Source organism: Chryseobacterium sp. Leaf201 (assembly GCF_001421435.1).
In the GTDB taxonomy this organism is placed as follows: Bacteria; Bacteroidota; Bacteroidia; order Flavobacteriales; family Weeksellaceae; genus Chryseobacterium.
Map to the genome: position 1 here is coordinate 56,460 of NZ_LMKA01000057.1, position 18,519 is coordinate 74,978.

Annotated in this window: 22 protein-coding genes and 1 other RNA gene; 2 read left to right on the top strand and 21 right to left on the bottom strand. The window is 37.3% G+C overall.

Translation table 11 applies throughout. The annotated features are described in order from the left end of the window. Nucleotides 1-3: 3 nt before the first annotated feature. The 6 genes from ASE55_RS05925 to ASE55_RS05940 form a co-directional block, all read right to left on the bottom strand. Nucleotides 4-834, bottom strand: a complete 831-nt coding sequence (locus ASE55_RS05925) for a GLPGLI family protein (RefSeq protein WP_056216581.1) — start codon at nt 832-834, stop codon at nt 4-6. A 143-nt stretch (nt 835-977) separates the two neighbouring features. Next, a complete protein-coding gene (locus ASE55_RS05930) occupies nt 978-1,274 on the bottom strand; it encodes a hypothetical protein (protein ID WP_056216582.1) in 297 nt (98 codons plus the stop codon). A gap of 200 nt (nt 1,275-1,474) precedes the next feature. Further along, nucleotides 1,475-1,741 carry an MmcQ/YjbR family DNA-binding protein gene (locus ASE55_RS19840; protein ID WP_082474359.1) on the bottom strand — a complete coding sequence of 89 codons (267 nt, stop codon included), beginning with the start codon at nt 1,739-1,741 and terminating at the stop codon, nt 1,475-1,477. Between the two features lie 154 nt (nt 1,742-1,895). Continuing rightward, nucleotides 1,896-2,765, bottom strand: coding sequence for a GLPGLI family protein (locus tag ASE55_RS05935; RefSeq protein ID WP_317041550.1), 870 nt, complete (start codon nt 2,763-2,765; stop codon nt 1,896-1,898). A 202-nt stretch (nt 2,766-2,967) separates the two neighbouring features. Continuing rightward, entirely contained in the window at nt 2,968-3,072 is a 105-nt protein-coding gene (locus tag ASE55_RS20905) for a bacteriocin-like protein (RefSeq protein WP_410493005.1), read from the bottom strand. Nucleotides 3,073-3,249: 177 nt separating this feature from the next. Then, nucleotides 3,250-3,609 (bottom strand): MmcQ/YjbR family DNA-binding protein, encoded by a 360-nt coding sequence (locus tag ASE55_RS05940; protein WP_056216585.1) that lies wholly within the window; start codon nt 3,607-3,609, stop codon nt 3,250-3,252. A gap of 89 nt (nt 3,610-3,698) precedes the next feature. On the opposite strand from ASE55_RS05940, the gene ASE55_RS05945 reads away from it, so the two are divergent. Beyond that, nucleotides 3,699-4,361, top strand: a complete 663-nt coding sequence (locus tag ASE55_RS05945) for an NAD(P)H-binding protein (protein WP_056216587.1) — start codon at nt 3,699-3,701, stop codon at nt 4,359-4,361. Nucleotides 4,362-4,519: 158 nt separating this feature from the next. Here the strand turns inward: ASE55_RS05945 and ASE55_RS05950 are convergent, their stop codons facing one another. From ASE55_RS05950 to ASE55_RS06000, 11 genes are all read right to left on the bottom strand, one after another. Beyond that, nucleotides 4,520-5,098, bottom strand: a complete 579-nt coding sequence (locus ASE55_RS05950; protein ID WP_056216588.1) for a glutathione peroxidase — start codon at nt 5,096-5,098, stop codon at nt 4,520-4,522. 16 nt (nt 5,099-5,114) lie between these two features. After that, the gene (locus tag ASE55_RS05955; protein ID WP_056216590.1) at nt 5,115-5,777 is read right to left on the bottom strand and encodes a hypothetical protein; all 663 of its coding nucleotides are present in this window, start codon (nt 5,775-5,777) and stop codon (nt 5,115-5,117) included. Between the two features lie 75 nt (nt 5,778-5,852). After that, entirely contained in the window at nt 5,853-6,581 is a 729-nt protein-coding gene (kdsB, locus tag ASE55_RS05960; RefSeq protein WP_056216592.1) for a 3-deoxy-manno-octulosonate cytidylyltransferase, read from the bottom strand. 266 nt (nt 6,582-6,847) lie between these two features. Beyond that, nucleotides 6,848-8,101: a pyridoxal phosphate-dependent aminotransferase gene (locus ASE55_RS05965; protein ID WP_056216594.1), complete on the bottom strand. Its 1,254-nt coding sequence runs from the start codon at nt 8,099-8,101 to the stop codon at nt 6,848-6,850. Nucleotides 8,102-8,154: 53 nt separating this feature from the next. Further along, on the bottom strand, nt 8,155-8,511 hold the full coding sequence (locus ASE55_RS05970) for a four helix bundle protein (RefSeq protein WP_056216596.1): 357 nt from the start codon (nt 8,509-8,511) through the stop codon (nt 8,155-8,157). A gap of 34 nt (nt 8,512-8,545) precedes the next feature. Continuing rightward, complete coding sequence (locus ASE55_RS05975; RefSeq protein ID WP_056216598.1) at nt 8,546-10,261, bottom strand: phospho-sugar mutase; 1,716 nt, start codon at nt 10,259-10,261, stop codon at nt 8,546-8,548. A 24-nt stretch (nt 10,262-10,285) separates the two neighbouring features. Beyond that, entirely contained in the window at nt 10,286-10,897 is a 612-nt protein-coding gene (locus ASE55_RS05980) for a hypothetical protein (protein ID WP_056216600.1), read from the bottom strand. 1 nt (nt 10,898) lies between these two features. Beyond that, entirely contained in the window at nt 10,899-11,600 is a 702-nt protein-coding gene (locus tag ASE55_RS05985) for a GIN domain-containing protein (protein WP_056216875.1), read from the bottom strand. A 7-nt stretch (nt 11,601-11,607) separates the two neighbouring features. Then, entirely contained in the window at nt 11,608-12,240 is a 633-nt protein-coding gene (locus tag ASE55_RS05990) for a DUF3667 domain-containing protein (RefSeq protein ID WP_056216602.1), read from the bottom strand. 102 nt (nt 12,241-12,342) lie between these two features. Then, nucleotides 12,343-13,293, bottom strand: coding sequence for a glycosyltransferase family 2 protein (locus ASE55_RS05995; RefSeq protein ID WP_056216604.1), 951 nt, complete (start codon nt 13,291-13,293; stop codon nt 12,343-12,345). A gap of 16 nt (nt 13,294-13,309) precedes the next feature. After that, nucleotides 13,310-13,909: a DUF4199 domain-containing protein gene (locus tag ASE55_RS06000; RefSeq protein WP_056216606.1), complete on the bottom strand. Its 600-nt coding sequence runs from the start codon at nt 13,907-13,909 to the stop codon at nt 13,310-13,312. A gap of 131 nt (nt 13,910-14,040) precedes the next feature. On the opposite strand from ASE55_RS06000, the gene ffs reads away from it, so the two are divergent. Next, nucleotides 14,041-14,138: signal recognition particle sRNA small type (ffs, locus tag ASE55_RS19845), an RNA gene on the top strand. Nucleotides 14,139-14,248: 110 nt separating this feature from the next. On the opposite strand, the gene ASE55_RS06005 is transcribed toward ffs, so the two are convergent. From ASE55_RS06005 to ASE55_RS06020, 4 genes are all read right to left on the bottom strand, one after another. Continuing rightward, nucleotides 14,249-14,935: a metal-dependent hydrolase gene (locus ASE55_RS06005; protein WP_056216608.1), complete on the bottom strand. Its 687-nt coding sequence runs from the start codon at nt 14,933-14,935 to the stop codon at nt 14,249-14,251. A 347-nt stretch (nt 14,936-15,282) separates the two neighbouring features. After that, complete coding sequence (menA, locus tag ASE55_RS06010) at nt 15,283-16,212, bottom strand: 1,4-dihydroxy-2-naphthoate octaprenyltransferase (RefSeq protein WP_056216609.1); 930 nt, start codon at nt 16,210-16,212, stop codon at nt 15,283-15,285. Nucleotides 16,213-16,300: 88 nt separating this feature from the next. Then, a complete protein-coding gene (locus tag ASE55_RS06015) occupies nt 16,301-17,137 on the bottom strand; it encodes a 1,4-dihydroxy-2-naphthoyl-CoA synthase (RefSeq protein WP_056216611.1) in 837 nt (278 codons plus the stop codon). Nucleotides 17,138-17,456: 319 nt separating this feature from the next. Then, a complete protein-coding gene (locus tag ASE55_RS06020; protein WP_056216613.1) occupies nt 17,457-18,494 on the bottom strand; it encodes a tetratricopeptide repeat protein in 1,038 nt (345 codons plus the stop codon). Between the last annotated feature and the right edge of the window lie 25 nt (nt 18,495-18,519).

The window sequence follows — 18,519 nt, forward strand, 5'->3', positions numbered from 1 at the left end:
ATTTTAATCTTCTAATTCAATAGGATTTTGTGCTTTTTTTTGCGCTTCATTTATTTTTTGCCGCTCACGCAAATTATCTTTCGGATCCTGTGAAAATATCGTACCCATGCTTTCTAATTGGTATTTAGCATTTTCCCTGAAATTTACCCTTGCCTGAACTAATTCTTTTTTTGTTACTACTTTTGCGCTTTGAAAATGCTCCATATTTATTGGTACCGTTTTTCCCTTCAAATTAGAACTTGATACAGACTTTACCAATTCAAAATCATAGTCTCCCGTTTTATCCGTTATTTTCACAATTAAGCCCGGAAGACCACTAAATTTATAGGGGCCATAAGGAAGAGGAATTTCGGTTGAATACCAGGCAATCCAATCTCTGCCTTTGTATCTTACCTCTGCTTTTTTACAGGCAATAGAATTAATTATCTTGGTTTCATTAATCAGCTTCCAATTATCAATTACTGAACTGTTATAAGATAGCAACGTTATTCCTATTGACTCGTAAAATTGAGAATTATTATTTGTTTGGATAATTAGAAAACTTGATCCTGCAGATATATTACTCAAATTAATATTGTCAGGACGCTTATTAAATTCGGCAATAAAAACGGAGTCAAACTTTAATTTATTTTCACTGATAAAAAAGGCCCGTTTATCACTTATTTGTAAGGAAAAAAGTTCCTTAGTAATATGTTCCCTATTTAAATTGTTAGGAATATATTGAAGTAAATAAGTGAATTTTCCTTTTAAGGAGTCACTCATAGTTGTTTGAGAAAACGATATAGAGTAAAAGAATAAAAATGTAACTGTTAAAAAAAATTTTATAAAATTCATAATCTTTTCTTTATAAAGAACCGCTCAAAGTTTTATAAAGGTTTTGTAAAGCAACTTAAATTGTTGTTTGAGCGGTTCTATGATTATTATTTCATGATAATTCCATTAATCAGGGTTGACCCTATGTTGGAAGTAAGCAGTAATTAAGGCGTAAAAGGACTATTAATCATGCAATAATTATTTTGAATTTGCTGTCCCCACTCAGCCCATTGTTGAGCAGTCCAATCCTGACAGGTATATGCAGAGGTACAGGTTACTGTTACAGTTGCACACTGTCGTTTTTTCACAACTTTAGTTTCTAAGGTTGTTTTGTTTTTGTTTTTTGAAGTAACTTCTTTCTTACTGTTTGATTTTTTATCATTCTCATACTTTGGAGTAACCGTATTTGCACTTACGGCTACTGTTGCCAAAATTCCGGCTAGTAAAATTATTTTTTTCATTGTAATAAATTTTAAAATTAAATTTAAGTTTTGTGTTTAAGCTTTTTGCGCAATTAGTTTCAACACCTCAAAGAAAAACAAAAAATGTGGTATAACAAATATTTTTTATCACATATTATTGAAAAATTTATTATGTTAAACAACATTAATACAGCTAGTTATAATGCTTTATAATATAATAAGTAATAAAAATAAACTGTTTATATTACAAAAAACCATGTAGGAGAATTCTCAATTCCATCTTTTGCTTTTTTTGTCAATAAATTGATCAGATTTCTTTTCAGACCATCTGTAAGAACAGAATTCCAGTGGGTTTTATTCATGTGAAAGACGCCTGTAATCTGCGGATACGGCTCACGGAGATCAGCACTCCAATCAGGACCGATTTCTATATTGAAGGAATGCTGAGTGTGGGTACAAACCCAACGGTAAACGGTGAAAAAACTAACAGTTGAAGTCTGTATCATCAATTTTGACGAAGATAGTTATGGTGAATATACTACTGTCAAGTTAAGGATTTCCTTTATGATGAAATTAAATTTGAAGGACTGGAGAAGCTGATTGAAAGACTGGATGAAAATAAAGATTAACCGAGAATTTTATTTTTTAAGATTTGATTTATTACTCAATAATCAGCTCCAGCGGATTTGCATATTTCTCGTTTTCCTCTCTTTGTTTTTCTCTCTGTCTTAACATTTCCTGTCCTTTTATAATGGTGGTTCCATAACTTGCCAATACTCCGGCTGCATTAGCCGCAGCATTTCTTACCGCTTCTTTCAGTTTCAGTTGCGTCGTTTCTATGGCTCCGGTATATCTTGTTTTCTTAATATTGATTACTTTGCCCTTTAATTGAGAGTTAGGTACGGAGTTTACCAGTTCAAAATCAAAATCTCCTTTATCATCTGTTATTTTAATGATCAATCCGGGTAATCCGCTGAATTTCAACGGACCGTAAGGAAACGGAATTTCGGGGGAATACCATGCAATCCAGTTTCTTCCTTTAAAGGTAACTTCTGCTTTTTTACAAGTAATCGTATTGATTATTTTTGCTTCATCAACAAGTTTCCAGTTCTTGATTACCGGCTCTTTATAAGTAAGTAATGCCATTCCGGCATAGTCGAAATACTCAACCTTATCATTTGACTGGATAATGGTAAAATTAAAATTTGTTTTTGGAATCCCTACTCCTTTTTTCCAGCCAAGCGTTATGCTTCCATCAGGATTATGTGTTGTTGTCCCGGAAACCGCCATCACAGAATCACTTTTTAAGGACACTGTATTAGCAAAAAAGGCACGATTATCAGAAATTTGTAACAAAAATGAATCTTCGCTCCTGTGATCAGTGCGCTTATCAAATTTAGCTTTTACAAAATATATAAATTCACCACGCAAAGAATCATGTTGGTTTGTTTGGGCAGAAGATAAGACAGTAATAAATAAGATTAATAGTTGAAGGAATTTTCCACAGAGATTCATAGACAGTATTTTCATGGTAAAATTGCACTTATAGTGCAATAATTGTCCACTATAAGTGCATAATTTAGATTACTTTTTATGCGTAATTTTGAGTAGGCCCACTGTAGGTTGGTTTAGGACAATAGTTTGCTTCAATTTTATCACGCCACTCACTCGCCTGTTGTGGAGTCCAATCCTGAGTAGTTGTAGCAGTAAAACCACAAGAAGTTTCTGCGAATCATTTTTGTGGTAATTTCCCACCATTTACTATTTTAAGTTCATTTCGTGATAATTTCTTTAAATTTTTTATTGCGTTAAAATTCTTGATTAATAATAGGTTTATGTTAAGCTATTGCGCAATTAGTTTCACACTTCAAAGAAAAACAAAAATGTGGTATGACCAATGTTTTTTATCACATATTATTGAAAAATTTATTATGTTAAACAACATTAATACAGCTAGTTATAATGCTTTACAATACAATAGTAAATAGAAATAAACTGTTTATATTACAAAAAGTTAGGTGTTAGAATTCTCAATTTCCTCTTTTGCTTTTTTGGTCAGTGAATTAAACACCAGTTCATATGACTGGTCAATGAGCTTCAGGATTAGATCCCTTTTCAGTCCATCTGTAAGGACAGAATTCCAATGGGTTTTATTCATATGAAAGGCACCTGTAATCTGCGGATACTGTTCACGGAGCTCAGCACTCCATTCAGGGTCTGTTTTTACATTGATTCCCAAAGGCTGTTTTTCAAGAGCCATCAGCAGGAACATCTTTGTCCCTACTTTCAGGACGAGGGTTTCATTGTCAAACGGAAAACTTTCCGTTACTCCTTTTTTAGCGAGGCAGTAGTCTAAAATTTCGTTGGCATCCATGAATTGATGATAAGTGATTAATGATGACTGATATTAATTTCAAATTTAGTAATTTTAAGAAACAAACATTACCACACAAACAGTATTATATGAAAGCTCTCGTCATCGGTGCTACAGGCGCTACAGGAAAAGATCTGGTTAAACAGCTACTCAACGATCATGACTTTGAACAAGTCGATATTTTTGTAAGAAAACCTGTTGATATTCAGGATCCTAAACTGAATGTGCATGTGGTAAACTTTGACCAGCCTGAAAAATGGAAACATAAAGTAAAAGGTGATGTGGCATTTTCCTGCCTGGGAACCACTCTAAAAGCTGCAGGAGGCAAAGAAGCCCAGAGAAAAGTAGATTTTGATTACCAGTATGAATTTGCAAAAGCAGCCAGAGAGAACCATGTGGATGATTATATCCTGGTTTCGTCATACGGTGCAGATCCGAAATCTAAAATCTTCTATTCTAAAATGAAAGGCGAGCTGGAAGAAGCGGTAAAGCAACTGCATTTTGAAAAAATCACGATTTTTAGGCCTGGGATGCTGGACAGAAAGGATTCTGAACGGACCGGAGAAGTATTGGGAGGAAGAATTATAAAGTTTGCCAATACATTAGGTCTTCTGGAAAGTCAGAAACCGCTCCCGACGGATGTTTTAGCAAAAGCCATGATCAATTCTTCCAAGATTAAAAGCAACGGATATTCGAGTATTGAACTGGGAAATATTTTCGGTTTTGCAGAGAAAAGTAATGATCAACACTAATTTTTTGGCTATTACCACTGATTTTATATTTATCAATAAATGTCTGCAACAAGTAGTTCTATAAAATAAGTTTAAATATACTCTAAAAAAGCAGCTCCACCCAACGTAATATTTTAATATCAAGTTGAGTGGAGCCGTTAATTTTTTTTATGGAAAATCTATTTCAGATACTTTGTTATTGCTTCATCAGTAGGCTTTGTTGTGCTTACGAAAGAATCAATCAGTTTTCCGTTTTCATCAACCAGGAATTTAGTAAAGTTCCACATGATGGTTGAATTTTTCACACCGTTCAGTTCTTTTTCGGTTAGATATTTAAAGATCGGAGCGGTATCACTTCCTTTAACAGAAACTTTTGCAGCCAAAGGAAATGTCACGCCAAAGTTTTTCTGGCAGAATGCACCGATTTCCTTATTGCTTCCCGGCTCCTGGCCTCCGAAATTGTTTGCCGGAAATCCTACCACTATCAGTTTGTCTTTGTACTCCTGAGATACTTTTTCAAGATCAGCATACTGCGGCGTGAAGCCACATTCTGAAGCTGTATTGACGATAAGGATTTTCTTTCCTTTAAAATCTGCAAAATTAATTTCCTTCCCTTCTTCCAGGGCCGGAACTTTATAATCATAGATTGATTTTCCCATTAGTTCTTTGGTTTTGGCTTTAGATGCCTCGCTTTTTTTCTGTGCACAGCTGTTAAAGAATGCAACAAAAGAAAGCAGCATGATGAATAATCTTTTCATAATATTTTTATTTAGTTTAGAATTTAAACGTATTGGAAGGAAATACTTTGTTGATGTCAATCCTATTGATCATCATCACATAATCCCCGTCCTTTTTTGTGCTGGCAGATTCAATCCTGAAAGGCATCGACAGGTTTCCCACTTTTTTATATTCCGAATAATCCAGGGTTTCATCCTTTTTTATTTCCCTTAACAGCATATAGGTTCTGGTATCGAAATAATACATGTTTTTATTGACATTCTTTGTCAGTTCAACTTTATGGCAGTAGATATTCCCGATCTTTTCTTTTCCCAGATATTTTGCTTCAAATCCTTTCTTTTCCCAATCAATAAAATCATTGTCGAAACTTTCAGGTACATATCCTGCATATTCCTGGACTTTGTTATTGGCATAGTTCATCGCATACCCTTTGGATCCGTCATAGCCTTCGATAGCGGTGTCTTTTCCGCTGATGGTAATCACTGTTTTTGTAAGATTCGGACGCTGCTGGTAGATTTTTATCGGGTATTCATCCTTAACCCCTAAAATCACTTTCCCCTGGAGTAATACTGAATTTAATAACTTCCAATTTGTTAATCCTCCAGATAATTCTATATTTTTATCGATGATTTCCTTTGCAGTCTGGGCAAAAGACCATTGGGAAAATACCAGGACGAAAACTAACAGTAATTTCTTCATTCAATTTATTTATAATTTCAAATATAAGCTTTTATTAATGTACCATGTACCTATTAACCGTTTTATCATTGTCGATTACTCGGAAAGTAATTTCCTTGCTTTCTCCAGATCTTCCGGCGTGTCGATCCCTACTCCGATAAAATTGGTTTCTATCATCTTGATTTTCATTCCGTATTCCAGGTAACGGATGCATTCTATTTTTTCTGAAATTTCCAGCGGCTTCATCTCCAGTTTTGAAAACTGAATCAATGCATGCTTTCTAAAAGCGTATACCCCGATGTGCTTAAAATAGCTTACCTCATAAGAAACTTCCCTATGAAAAGGAATCACTGATCGGCTAAAATATAGGGCAAAACCGTTGTTATCCGTAATTACTTTTACATTATTCGGGTTTTCGATTTCTTCTTTTTCCGTGAGCCTGATTTTTAATGAAGCTAAAGAAATTTCCTGATTTTCATCATTATGGAATACTTCGATCAGCTGTTTCAGCGGTTCTAATTTAAGAAACGGCTCATCTCCCTGAACATTGATCACAATATCACAGTCGATATGCTGCACAGCTTCTGCGATTCGGTCGCTTCCCGTTTCATGCTGACCCGTCATGACTGCTTTTCCGCCATTCTTTACAATTTCATTAAAAATAATCTCTGAATCTGTCGCCACAAAAACTTCATCAAATAAACCTGTCTCCAGAACATTCTTATAGGTTGTCGCGATAACGGTTTTTTCTCCAAGCATCTGCATCAACTTTGCCGGAAAACGGCTTGCTTCGTAGCGTGCGGGAATAACTGCGATGATTTTCATATGCTAAGTAGTTATGAGTTATTAATTATGAGTCTTATTATTTGGGTTGATTATTAATCTTTAATATTTCCAGAGCCTGACCTTTAAACTTTCAAATTCTTCCTTTGAAATATAAGAAGTTCCTGAGCATAAGATTTGTTTGGATAAAATGTATTCTCTTTTTCAACACTAAACTTCCTATAAAAACTGACAATATGTATTGCAAATTCAAAGCTCTTTTTCCCGACAATACTTTCACTCATAATTAATAACTTTTAACTTATCTGTTATTTTAAAGCGTTCAAAGCCTCTTCCAGTTTCGGCATCATTGCAGAAATCTCTTCAGTAGCTAAACCTCCGACAGAAGCCCTGAACCAAGGCTCCGACTTTTCTTCCCCAAAAGCGGAGAAAGGAACCAAAGCAACTCCGGCCTCATTAATTAAGTAGAATACCAGATCAGAAGAATTCTCAATCACAGAACCGTCAGGTTTTGTCTTTCCGATATACTCTAATTTAATGGTAAGGTAAAGTGCACCCATGGGTTCAATACTGTCTACAGCAAGCCCTTTTCCTTTCAGATCCTGAATTCCGGCATGGAGAACTTTTAAGCTTTCTTCCAGTTTTCCTTTGAAATCTTCTACAAAAGCATTGACATCATCCGGGTTCTGGTAATATTTTGCGGTTGCCTCCTGTTCCGGTTTAGGCGCCCATGCTCCCACGTGTGTAAGAAGGGCTTTCATTTTATCCATGATGTGGGCCGGACCGAAGCCCCAGCCAACACGCACACCCGTTGCAGCAAGGCATTTTGAAATCCCGTCGATATAAACTGTATACTCCTTCATTTCAGGGAAAAGGGAAACCGGATCCACGTGCTCAGCCCCGAAAGTAAGGTTGGAATAAATCTGGTCATACATCAGGTATAACGGTTTTTCATCTTCGCTTCTCTGTTTGTTCTCCGCTAAAACCAGTTCACAGATTTCTGACAGCTGTTCTTTGGTAAACATAGTCCCGGTCGGGTTCAACGGTGAGCAGAGTGCCAACAGAACTGCTCCGGATAAATGTGGCCTTAAATCATCAGCCGTCGGAAGGAAATTATTTTCAGGGGTTGTTTTTACTTCTACAGCATCAGCGGAAGTAAGGTATGCGTAATGGTTGTTGTTCCATGAAGGGATAGGATAAATCACTTTATCACCTTCGTCTACAATGGTTTTATAAACCGCATAGATCAAAGGCCGTGAACCGGCTGTAATTAAAATATCATTCGCTGAATACTCTAAATTCCATCTTGTTTTAAGGTCTTTTGAAACTTCTGTTCTTAAAGATAAAAGTCCATTAGCCGGCGGATAATTCGTCAGATTATTCTGATACGCTTTCTGAATCTCTTCCTTTAACTTTGCAGGAATAGGATAAATATTAGAATTCAGATCACCGATGGTAAGGTTTGCTATTTCCGCTCCTTTTGCCTTTAAATCATTTACTTCGTTACCAATTTTTACAATTTCAGAACCAATCAGGTTCGCCGCTAATTTTGAAACTTTCACTTTTACTGTTATTTATTGTTACTTTATTATTGTTATAAATTATAAGCTATGAGTTATGAGTTTTTATTCTTTATCGTAATAATTATACTTCTAATCATTTTTAAAATTTCTGTTGCCGGATTTTTCAGGCTTTCAAATTCTTCTTTTGAAATATAGTCTGTTGCAAATAAAAGTTCTAACCAATAAATTGTCTCATCACATTCTTTTTGTGAAATCGATAGTTTATGAATAAAGTCCGGCCTGCTCTGGGCATTTAAAGCTTCACGTATGTTGGCACCTACAGAAGTTCCGGAACGTAAAATCTGTTTAGACATAACAAATTCTTTCTTTTCCGAGCTGAACTTTTTGTAAAAAGAGACAATCTTTACGGCGAATTCAAAACTTTTTTTCCCAACGATGCTTTCACTCATGATTCATGACTCAAAACTTATAACTATAATTTATTTAATTTAATTTTAGGTCGCTTTTTACCTGATTAATTTTCTCTTCTAACGAGATGAGTCTGTCTTTGAAATCTGCTTCTGAAGCAATGGAATCTTTCACGGAAATATAGAACTTGATTTTAGGTTCTGTTCCGGAAGGCCTTACACAGACTTTGGTTCCGTCCTGTGTATAGTAGATGAGTACATTTGATTTCGGAATATCGTTCATCACCAGTCTTTCATTCTTTGAAACCACAAAATTGGTCTGTTCCTTGAAATCCTTTACTTCTTCTACCGGAGAGCCTGCCAACTGTTTCGGAGGGTTTTCGCGGAAGTCTTTCATCATATTCAAAATCTCTTCTGCCCCGTCTTTTCCTTTTCTTACCAGATTTACCAGTCCTTCGTAATACATTCCGGTTTCCTGATAGATCTCAATTAAATACTGATACATGGTTCTTCCGTTGGCTTTGCACCATGCTGCAATTTCGCATGCCAGTACGATGCTTCCGCATGAATCTTTATCACGTACAAAATCCCCGGTCATAAATCCGAAGCTTTCTTCACCGCCGCAGACAAATTTTTCTTTTCCTTCCGCTTCGCGGATCATTTTGCCGATCCATTTGAAACCGGTAAGTCCGGCTTTGCACTGCACGCCGAATTTCTGGGCGATATCAAAGAAAATATCAGAGGTTACAATGGTAGAACCGATGAATTCGCTACCGGTAATCCTTTCCTGCTTTCTCCATTCGTTCAGGATGTAGTAGGTAAGGATTGTATTGCACTGGTTCCCGTTCAGCAGCTGCATTTCGCCATCCAGGTTTCTTACGGCAATTCCCAGTCGGTCACCATCCGGATCTGTCCCGATTACGATATCTGCATTGGTGATTTTCGCAAGGTCCATCGCCATTTCCAATGCTGCCGGTTCTTCAGGGTTCGGAGAATCTACGGTCGGGAAATTTCCGCTTGGGATCATCTGCTCCTTTACGAGATCGATTTTTTTGAATCCTGCTTTCTGTAATGCTTTAGGAACGGTAGTATAGGTGGTTCCGTGGATGGAGGTGAATACGATATTCAGATTTTCCTTTCCCACGTTCTGATAGGTAGAATTTGCGATACAGGCATCAATGTACACATCATCCTGCTCCTCCCCGATCCATTCAATCAGGTTATCGTTTCCGATGAACTTAATTTCATCAAATTTTACCGAAAGTACTTCACTGATGATTGCTTCATCATGCGGCGGAACAATCTGGGCTCCGTCATTCCAGTATACTTTATACCCGTTATATTCCGGCGGGTTATGGGATGCGGTCAGAACAATCCCTCCGTGGCACTGTTTGTCCCTTACGGTAAATGACAGTTCCGGAGTCGGCCTGTGGTCCTTAAACAGCAGAACTTTAATTCCGTTTGCCGTTAAGACATCCGCAACCAGTTTCCCGAATTCCTTTGAATTGTTTCTGACATCATATGCAATGGCTACTTTTATTTCTTCATTGGGAAACTGCCTGATCATGTAATTGGCAAGTCCCTGGGTAGCCTGGCCTAAGGTATATTTATTTAAACGGTTGGTGCCGACACCCATTATTCCCCTCATTCCTCCGGTTCCGAACTCCAGGGCCCTGTAAAAAGAGTCTTCCAGGTCCGGCGAATTGCCTTCAATTAAAAGTTGAACCGCACTTCTTGTTTCGTCATCAAATGATTCATGCAACCAAAGTTTTGCTTTTTCTAATGTTGTCATATTTGTATTTCCTATTTTGTAATTTTATAGTTTGTAAAGTTCCAGCTTTAAGTTTGGTAATTTTTCTTTTAATGAGTTTAATTTCAGCTGCAAATCATTTAATTCAAAAATAGCATTTCCAAAAATTTCGTTGTCTATTTGAAAGCTAATTGTTGTAGATTCTTCGGAAATATCAGTTCCAGAAATTTCTTTAAAAATTATTTTTCCTTTTTCGAAAATAAAATGACCTTTTTGCTTGTTCCAAATTGTCTTTAATTCACATTTTTCTGAGACTGCATTAATTGGTGTCATTCCGACATCACAAAATTCATGTCCCACCTCTAAATGCTTTTTTTCATTACTGCAAGCTCCTATTTTTGTCATAATGCATTCAGCTTTAGTCAAATCCCAAGATTTTTCTAAAGACATTCCGGCATTATATCTTATGTTAAAAGAATTTTCTTTAGCACTAACAATAATTTCGTTGCAATTATCATCAAAATATTCATCAATGGCATGACAAAGAGATCCAAATACAAGAGAATTTAAATTGTTTTCTTTAAAACAATCTTCAAAATACAATTGAGGACGAAGCCTTACATGTTCCATTCCATCAAGACTTTGAATATCACTTTCTTTGTATTTTTTCTCTTCCATTTTAATCTAATTTTTTATTTTCAACACGCGTTTCCTTATCTATTTTAAAAGCACGGATCGGGTCGTTGTAATAAATAAATTTAGCGGTATTCTGAACATGCCCTTTCAATGAATCCAACACATTGACTTCTGCATAGTTTCCGTTTTTAGAATCAATGTTCAGGTTGTCAATTTTCCAGTAAGGAGCAATAAGACTTGCCGTGTCAGAAATTTTAATTAAAACGTCTTTGCTCTGGCCCAGAAAGTTGGCCCGGCTCCGGTTCAGCATTTCAACTTCTGCCCTTCTGGTATTCACTGAACCCATAAATGTAGCATAATTTTTCAGATTAAGCCTAAAATTATCCGTCTTAATTTCGCTTGAGATATTCATTTCCACAGAATCGGCAATGGACACCTGTTCCAGATTGTATTTTGAATAAATCGTTATATTATAAAAGTCTACGCTTTTTGTGCCGCGTTTTTCTTTGATGGAAAGTGTTTTATCACTGACATCAACATCAAGATTGTCCGCTACATTGGGATAGGTTTCTATTTCTACGAAATTTTTGTCTCCCCGGGCATAAAACACCCGGAACTTCCCTTCCAGATCAAGATTTACAAATTCCGGGACTTCCACATCTTTCCGTTCAATGGTTCCTTCCGGGGAAACTTTTCCGCAGGAAATAACCGTCATCAAAAGGAATGTGTACACTATATTTTTCATATTCAGCTTAAAATATTTTATATAAAACCGCAATTATAATAAGGCTTTCCGCTCCCATCAAAACATAAAGAATGAACACCCTCCACAGTAAACCTGCTTTCGAGTATAAATTTTTAAAAGCATTCCAATAAGTAATTGCCGGGAACAGAATAGAAAGACCGAATAAAATTTTGTCAATACCGTTAAATATCTTTGAAACGGGTTTCCACAAACCGATCAGACTTACCATATCGTCCAGCAAAAATAGGATTAAAATTCCTAAGAGGCTAACAGTTCCGATGATAAAATGCTCTGCTATATTCAATTTTATTCTCTTAAAAAGAAAATATGCATGGGCACCCAACATCGGAATAATAACAAATAAAACTGTTTTGGAATATTTTGAAAAAAAGACCCTAATTTCAGAATCAGATGACAATTCTTCTGCAGATGCAAATCTTTCATAAAAATGGAATCCTATGACATTAAAGCCAAAAAGAACCAGCAACAACGAAATAAAATTATTGTATCTGATTCTTTTTCCTGCAATATAATTCATTGCCGTTCTTCCCGGCCTGAACAAAATTTCTTTTAGGGTATGGAAAAACCGGGCTTCTACATGCCAGATAGATCCGAGAATATCATTTCTGATAAGTGACACGGGAGTTATTCTTGCTGTGTCAGATTTCTGTCCGCAATGAGAACAGAACTCACCGGAGACTGAATGACCACAGTTCAGACAACTCTTTTTATTCATTTCAGCCTATATCACTTCATCAATATTATAATTCTTGTGCTCTCTGTTGGTCCTTATGATCATTTCACCCAGGAAACCTGCAATGAAAAGCAATGTCCCCATAATCATCATTGTTAAGGCAATGAAAAACCATGGATTATCGGTAATCAGGTGTCCGTAAATTCCTCTGGCTACATCAATCAGTTTTGAAAGCCCCAGCCATAATGCGGAAAGAAATCCTACGATGAACATGATGGTTCCCACGGCACCGAAGAAATGCATTGGCCGGCCACCGAAACGGCTCACAAACCAAAGGGTTACCAGATCCAGAAAACCGCGGATAAACCGTTCTGTACCGAATTTGGATGTTCCGTAAGGTCTTGCCTGGTGTTTTACTTCTTTTTCCGTGATCCTTCTGAAGCCTGCATTGGCTGCCAGAACCGGAATATACCGGTGCATATCACCGTACACGTCGATGGTTTTTACCACCTGTTTTTTATACGCTTTTAATCCGCAGTTGAAATCATGAAGCTCAACGCCCGAAACTTTTCTTGCTGCGGCATTGAATAATTTTGAAGGAACGTTTTTCGTCATTACATTATCAAAACGCTTCTTTTTCCAGCCGGAAACAATATCGTAATTTTCAAGAACCACCATATTGTACAGTTCAGGGATTTCTTCAGGAAAATCCTGTAAATCAGCATCCATGGTAATGATTACATCGCCTTCCGTTCTTTCAAAAGCGGCATGCAGCGCCTGGGATTTCCCGTAGTTTTTAGAAAATTTAATGGCATGGATCTGAGGATGCTGCACCCTCAGATTTTCAATAATACTCCATGAAAGATCGGTACTTCCATCATCTACAAACCAGATTTCATAGGATAAACTGTTGGTCCGGCAGACGGTATCAATCCTTAAAAAAAGCTCTTCCAGAGAAGCCTCTTCATTCAATAGCGGAATAACTATGGATAAATTCATTTAATCTTAATAAAAATTATTCTTGATTTTCTGTTTCCTGATAGATCGTTCTTGTTCTGAAAAACGCCCCGAAAAACAAAGACAAAACTACGTAAAATATAAGAATTGCTGCAAAATATCCTGAAAAATGACTTACAGTAAGCATATCTTTACCTTTAACGGCTTCAGGGGTAAAACTTTGAAGTCTTTCACTGTATTTCTGGTCCAGTTCATCTATATCTTTCTGGTGTTTCAGGATTTTTCTTGCGGACGTATATTCTTTATCCAGCTCTGCTTTCTGGCGGGTTACATACTGGTAATTCAGCAGTTTTTTCGCATCGGTATCTACAAAATTCAGGTATGCAAACATGCTTAAAACTGAAAGGATGCCTCCAACAAACATCGGAACGAAGGCCCTTTTGAATGCGTCTTTAAAACCAACTACCCGATGATTGTTCCAGTATGATTTTACAGACCAGAAAGCAATACCGGCATACAATACCGGCAACACGAAAGCATTGGCTTTCAGGGAGATGTCAAAATAATTGATTCCCGAGTAAAAAGAATACACTACAAAAAAGACGGTCATTGTAGCGATAAAAAGTATAATTCCTAGTGTTAATGGACTTTTTGTCATATGTAATTTTTTAGAAAAAAGTTGAAAATTTATTCCGTTACCTTTCAGCCGTTTAGCGCTGTTACTGCATTTTTTCGACTATTTTTCTCTGATAATATTTTCAGGTTTATAAAATATTCCTATCTTTGCAACGGCAAGTCCTAAACAACCAGCTCCTGAGAATCCTCCAGGGTGGGAACGCAGCAAAGGTAATTGGTCGTAGCGGTGTGATTTAGGTAGCTTGCCATTTTTTTTGTTTTAAACTGAAGTAAGGTAATTTGAGAATTATCTTTTTTTGTTTTTATATGCTTCAGCATTTTAATTTCAGTTTCCAAATTACCTTCTCCTTTTATTTATTATTTAAAATTCGAATGTTTCGCCCAATGCCGGTAAAACAAGTTCTACATTTTTATCTGCAAAATGCTTCTGTGCTTCTTCATGGCTGATTTCGATCGCCGGAAACGTATCGAAATGACATCCGATTACTTTCGGGGTTTTCAGAAGTTCTGCTGCTGCAAAAGCCGCTTCTTTAGGTCCCATCGTATAGTGGCTGCCTACAGGAAGAATAGAAAGATCCAGATTCCCGTATAATTTCGGGAACAGCTCCATATCCGCCATTACACCTGTATCACCTGCCATATATAAGTTTTTACCTTCAGGCAACCTGAAAACATATCCTACAGGAACGCCTCCGTAGCTTCCGTCCGGGAAAGAACTCGTATGGTGAGCCGGAACCATGGCAATGCTGAGATCATCGATTTTTGCGGATCCGCCTAAGTTTACATCGTCTGTGTTCTTTGCACTTTTAAAATACCCGCAGATTTCAGGGACAGCGATAACGGTAGCTTCAGGATGAAACTGTAATACTTCCTCCACATCTGCAATATGGTCTCCATGTGCGTGCGTAAGCAAAATATAATCGATTTTCTGAGCGGTAATATCAAAGCCCGATTCCGCTTTTTTATAATTGTAAAAAGGGTCGCTTAAAATTGTTTTGTCTTTGTAGGTGAACAAAAAACAGTTTTGTCCTAAAAATTGTATTTTCATTTTAATTTATTTTGAATTAAGAAACAGTTTGAGAATGTATGACAGTCACTCCATTGAAAGAATAAATTTCATACAATGCCCAATTTGTTATAATGATTATTATTATCTGGAAAGCTATTAAAATTAATTTTGGATTTAATTTTTTAATTAAGAGTAAAATTGAAACTGAAAAATTAAGAATTACAAAAACAGTAACTATAAAAGCAGTCAGACTGATGTCTGAAATCAATTCTTTAATACTGCTAAAAGCAACTGTCAGTTCATAAAAAAACACGATTGACAATATAACTGACAAACAGGAAGTTATTTTACAGACTGAAATATTTTTCATTTTACATCAGAAACATTTAACTGAAAAAATTAAGCCCGAAAGCCGTAAGAACAGCCATTACAAAAGTCATGATGCCAACCTGCTTTAAAAACGGATCAAGCTCCCTGGGATTTTTTACAGCCATGATCTGCCTCCGCAGTTTCATTAACGGAAGGAGTAAAATCATAACAATAAAAACATAGTAATTCTGAGTCTGGAAAAATCCGTTAACCCCGAAAAACACCAGCATTAAAATCAACGGAAGCTGCAATAAGACCATTTCGTAGATCATGGCATTTTTGAAACCGATCCTCAGTGCAAGACTGTTTTTCCCTGATAAACGGTCGCTTTCAATGTCTCTCATATTATTCAGGTTCAGGACGGCCATGCTCATCATTCCGATGGCAGTTCCAGGCAGCAGCATATCCCAGCTGAATGTTTTTGTAAAGAGGAAATAACTTCCGCATACTGAAACCAGTCCGAAGAAGATAAAGACAAAAAGATCACCCAATCCCATGTACCCGTAAGGTTTTTTTCCCACCGTATACCCGATTGCCGCCAGGATGCTTGCCACTCCCAATCCGATGAAAATATAAAATTCATTCATATATTCCGGGATGAAAGCAACATACAGAAGTGCCACCGTTGCCGCGAAAGACAAGATGGACAAAAGGATTACGGCACTTTTCATCTGATTTGCCGTAATTCTTCCGGAAGCCACGGCTCTTGATTCTGCCTCTACTGCTCTTTTTGCATCGGTCCCTTTTACCCCGTCTCCGTAATCATTGGCATAGTTTGATAACACCTGATACAGCAGCGTTACTAAAAGTGCGAGAGCAAAAATCTTCCAGTCCCAGGTTCCGCCTTCACCATACAGCCTCCATTTTGCAATGAATGAACCCATGATAATCCCGCTTAACGAAAGCGGTAATGTTCTAAGCCTTGCGGCTTTTATCCAATCTGACATAATAATTTAGATATTAGAAATAAGAAACTAGAAGTTAGATTTTAAACCGCATAGTCTAATATCTAATTTCCAACCTCTAACTTCTTATTTATGAAATCCACTGATCTTTTCCGAAGTCCGGTTTTCTTTTTTCAAGGAATGCATTCCTTCCCTCCTGTGCTTCTTCGGTCATATAAGCCAGACGTGTAGCCTCACCTGCAAAAACCTGCTGTCCCACCATACCGTCATCGGTAAGGTTCATGGCGAATTTCAGCATCCTGATCGAGGTTGGGGATTTGGCCAGAATTTCCTGTGCCCATTCATAAGCGGTATCTTCCAGTTCAGCATGAGGAATTACGGCATTGACCATTCCCATTTCCAAAGCTTCCTGAGCGGAATAGTTTCTCCCTAAAAAGAAAATTTCGCGGGCTTTTTTCTGTCCCACCATTTTGGCAAGGTAAGCAGAGCCGTAACCGCCGTCAAAACTGGTAACATCGGCATCCGTCTGTTTGAAGATCGCATGTTCTTCACTCGCCAGTGTCAGATCGCAAACCACATGAAGGGAGTGGCCTCCGCCTACTGCCCATCCCGGGACTACTGCAATGACCACTTTCGGCATAAAACGGATCAGACGCTGAACTTCGAGGATATTCAGACGGTGCCTGCCGTCTTCCCCTACATATCCCTGGTGCCCTCTCGCTTTCTGGTCTCCGCCGCTGCAGAATGCCCAGCCTCCGTCTTTCGGGCTCGGCCCTTCTCCTGAAAGAAGAACGACACCTATGGAAGGATCTTCTGAAGCATCATAAAAAGCATCGTATAATTCGGAAGTTGTTTTTGGTCTGAAAGCGTTGCGAATTTCCGGTCTGTTGAACGCAATTCTCGCTACACCATTACATTTTTTGTAGGTAATGTCCTGGTATTCCCTGGCGGTTTTCCACTCGATCATTTTTGTAAAAATTTTTCTCAAAGATACGGAATTGCAGAGAATTTCAAGGTTGATTTTCGAGGATAATGTAGGAAATCAACAGTAATTTCAAGACCTGAATATTTTATTTAACAACCCTATTATTATGATCAGAAATTTACAGCCTGCTGTTTTACGAAACACCTGAAAATACCTGATTTTAAATTAGTTATATATTCGATCTTAAGTATCAATTAATGGTTATTTCTGGCCTGGTATTGTTTTTCATTTTAAAAACAGCCAACAAAAAAACCGGAACAAAAATGCTCCGGTTTGTATATTTAATCCTGGTCCCGCCGGATTATTTAGGCTGCTGTGCCTTAAGCTCTGTTTCTTTGGCTTTCATTTCATTATACTTAGCCGTATTCTTGGTGGTGTTGTAAATATCTTTTAACACCTGAACACTATTAATATCGGCAGGTACAGCCTGGTACCATTTTTCAGCATAAGGAGTCGCTTTCATGAACCTTTCCTTTCTGGCTTCAATTAACTTGGTCGCTTCATCCGGCTTCGTTTTTCTTACCGCATTGATATCGGTTACCGCTTTTTCATCGTCCCCGATTACCGTGTACACAAGGTTCTGGTAAGCATTGGAAAAATCAGGTTTAAGCTCAATGGCTTTCTGGAAAGAGGCCACGGCTTCGTTTGCCGTCTCAGGATTTTTACCCTGAAGCACACCTAAATTATACCAGTTGGTGGCATCATTAGGGTTTTTAGCCAGCTGCTCTTTTAAATTCGCCATGAATTTATCTGTATTTCCTGAAGCGTATAACGCTGTTCCCTGGTATTCTTTTAATTTAGCATTGTTCGGGAACTTTGCCAGGCCTTTTTCAATAATCGCCAAAGCTTCGTCATTTTTCTTGGCGTTTAACAATAAGGTTGACATTGTTTCATACAGGTCTGCTTCCACACTTGGAGACTGTTCTGTTTTGAAATCAGAATAATCTTTGGATGAAGATTTTTTCAACAGTTCCCAGGTAGCTTTATCATAGCTTGATACCTGTCCTGTTTTGTTTTCTTTCGCCGTATAGGTAGTTTCCACACCTGTGTAACCCGAGTTGATCAGATCTGAATAGATTTTTGTAGCCTGGTCTATGTCATTTGCCAAAGCATAATTAAGACCTGCGTAATACATATACACTTTATTATCCTGACCACTTGTTTTAAGCAAGTTGTAAACTTCCATAAACTTAGGGGCAGCAGCTGCATAGTTTTTTGCACCATACGCATCCATTGCCGCTTTGTTAGCTTCCTGTAGCTTAGCGTTTGCATCTCCCGCTTTCTGCCCGAAAGCAAAAGCTGATGCTACGATAGCCATACCTAAAATTAGCTTTTTCATAATCACTATTTTATATTAATTGTAT

Coding starts and splice junctions, on each gene's coding strand:
- ASE55_RS05925 (WP_056216581.1), bottom strand. CDS start 834: ATGAATTTTATAAAATTTTTTTTAACAGTTACATTTTTATTCTTTTAC.
- ASE55_RS05930 (WP_056216582.1), bottom strand. CDS start 1,274: ATGAAAAAAATAATTTTACTAGCCGGAATTTTGGCAACAGTAGCCGTA.
- ASE55_RS19840 (WP_082474359.1), bottom strand. CDS start 1,741: ATGATACAGACTTCAACTGTTAGTTTTTTCACCGTTTACCGTTGGGTT.
- ASE55_RS05935 (WP_317041550.1), bottom strand. CDS start 2,765: ATGAAAATACTGTCTATGAATCTCTGTGGAAAATTCCTTCAACTATTA.
- ASE55_RS05940 (WP_056216585.1), bottom strand. CDS start 3,609: ATGGATGCCAACGAAATTTTAGACTACTGCCTCGCTAAAAAAGGAGTA.
- ASE55_RS05945 (WP_056216587.1), top strand. CDS start 3,699: ATGAAAGCTCTCGTCATCGGTGCTACAGGCGCTACAGGAAAAGATCTG.
- ASE55_RS05950 (WP_056216588.1), bottom strand. CDS start 5,098: ATGAAAAGATTATTCATCATGCTGCTTTCTTTTGTTGCATTCTTTAAC.
- ASE55_RS05955 (WP_056216590.1), bottom strand. CDS start 5,777: ATGAAGAAATTACTGTTAGTTTTCGTCCTGGTATTTTCCCAATGGTCT.
- kdsB (WP_056216592.1), bottom strand. CDS start 6,581: ATGAAAATCATCGCAGTTATTCCCGCACGCTACGAAGCAAGCCGTTTT.
- ASE55_RS05970 (WP_056216596.1), bottom strand. CDS start 8,511: ATGAGTGAAAGCATCGTTGGGAAAAAAAGTTTTGAATTCGCCGTAAAG.
- ASE55_RS05975 (WP_056216598.1), bottom strand. CDS start 10,261: ATGACAACATTAGAAAAAGCAAAACTTTGGTTGCATGAATCATTTGAT.
- ASE55_RS05980 (WP_056216600.1), bottom strand. CDS start 10,897: ATGGAAGAGAAAAAATACAAAGAAAGTGATATTCAAAGTCTTGATGGA.
- ASE55_RS05985 (WP_056216875.1), bottom strand. CDS start 11,600: ATGAAAAATATAGTGTACACATTCCTTTTGATGACGGTTATTTCCTGC.
- ASE55_RS05995 (WP_056216604.1), bottom strand. CDS start 13,293: ATGAATTTATCCATAGTTATTCCGCTATTGAATGAAGAGGCTTCTCTG.
- ASE55_RS06000 (WP_056216606.1), bottom strand. CDS start 13,909: ATGACAAAAAGTCCATTAACACTAGGAATTATACTTTTTATCGCTACA.
- ASE55_RS06005 (WP_056216608.1), bottom strand. CDS start 14,935: ATGAAAATACAATTTTTAGGACAAAACTGTTTTTTGTTCACCTACAAA.
- menA (WP_056216609.1), bottom strand. CDS start 16,212: ATGTCAGATTGGATAAAAGCCGCAAGGCTTAGAACATTACCGCTTTCG.
- ASE55_RS06015 (WP_056216611.1), bottom strand. CDS start 17,137: ATGATCGAGTGGAAAACCGCCAGGGAATACCAGGACATTACCTACAAA.
- ASE55_RS06020 (WP_056216613.1), bottom strand. CDS start 18,494: ATGAAAAAGCTAATTTTAGGTATGGCTATCGTAGCATCAGCTTTTGCT.